The sequence below is a fragment of the Gulosibacter sp. 10 genome (assembly GCF_900163695.1).
Lineage (GTDB): Bacteria > Actinomycetota > Actinomycetes > Actinomycetales > Microbacteriaceae > Gulosibacter.
Genome location: NZ_FUIC01000048.1, coordinates 1 through 1,218 on the forward strand (window position 1 = coordinate 1; position 1,218 = coordinate 1,218).

The 1,218-nt window shown below is 58.0% G+C and carries 1 protein-coding gene; it reads right to left on the reverse strand.

From position 1 onward, the window contains the following. Positions 1–178: 178 nt before the first annotated feature. Positions 179–1,218 (reverse strand): IS1380 family transposase (locus FM112_RS15410; RefSeq protein ID WP_087009216.1); only part of this gene is annotated, 1,040 nt, incomplete at its 5' end.

A 1,218-nucleotide genomic window follows, 5' to 3' on the forward strand; every position in this document is an offset into this window, starting at 1 on the left:
CCTGGATCCACCGATTAGATAAGCGATGTGCAGTTGCGACGCTGAGGAATCGATGGTGCGCGGTTGAGCGTTTTGGGGTCGTTGATGTCTCCCGGCCTGGCACCGGTTGTGTCCACTGATGGGTTTCCGAGCATTCCTTTCTGCTGCTCGGCCGGGCGCCCCTTTTCGGGCTGGGTGGTCACGGTGTGGCCAGCTGTGGTGGGCTCAGCGTGTTGTGCCATAGCCGGTCAAAGGCGGTGGCCCATTTCCAGTGCGTAGGTAAATGCAGGATCAGTTTGCGAGCCCGATGCGCAATCCGGGCGGGAATATTGACCAGTTTCTGGCGCAGGCTGACCGTTCTGGCATTGACCAGCTTGCCACCGGCAACACTGCCTGCTGCTCGCAGCAGATTGTGGCTGATGGCCGCGATGACTAGCCAGGCCGCGTTGGCATAAAACCGCCCGGAGGGCATGTGGGCTAATGGCCCGGCTTTGAGATCAGCAAAAACCTGCTCGACGACGGCATGTTGACGGTGGACTTTGTCTGCAGCCACCGTATCCAAGACAGATTGTTCGACGGTAGTAAAGAAGGCGTGATAACGGAACGTGTCAAACAGCTGGCCTTGAGCGGCTGCCAGTTTGGTGGTATTGAGTTCCGGGATGCGGCGGACCACCAACCGGCCAGCCAGTTGCTCCTCTTGGGCTTTGGACGAGAAGGCGGTGAAATCAATTTCAGCCACCTGCGCATCAGAGATCCATCGACCCGTTTCGTCGTCATAGATCGCCTGTGGGTAATTGATCCCTCTCCAGGCCTCGGCCGGGATGTGAGCAATAGCTTTCTTCACGGCAGCGTTTTGGGGCAGGGTCACTGAGTAGTGGACTCCAGCCGCGCGGACTGCTTTGGCGACGTTGGCACTATAAAAGGCCGAATCAAACCGCGCCAACACAGGGGTATCGGGATCGATGATGCGTTTGGCAGTGGCCAGGCTGTCACTGACTAATTTGTCAGCGCCTCGCACCGAATGAGCTGCCCCTTTGCGTAACTGCTGACCAAGCACCAGCGGTGCTGCTTTGGCTGTGGAAATCGTGGCGGTCAATCCGTTGAGGCCGCGCAGTTTGTTATAGCCGATTCCAGCACCGTGTTTGTTGGGCGAAAAGACTTCAATAACCGTGTCATCCACGTCGACAAAGACCATGTCACCACCGGTGCCATCCGGTGACCTGACCGGCAACAAGTCCG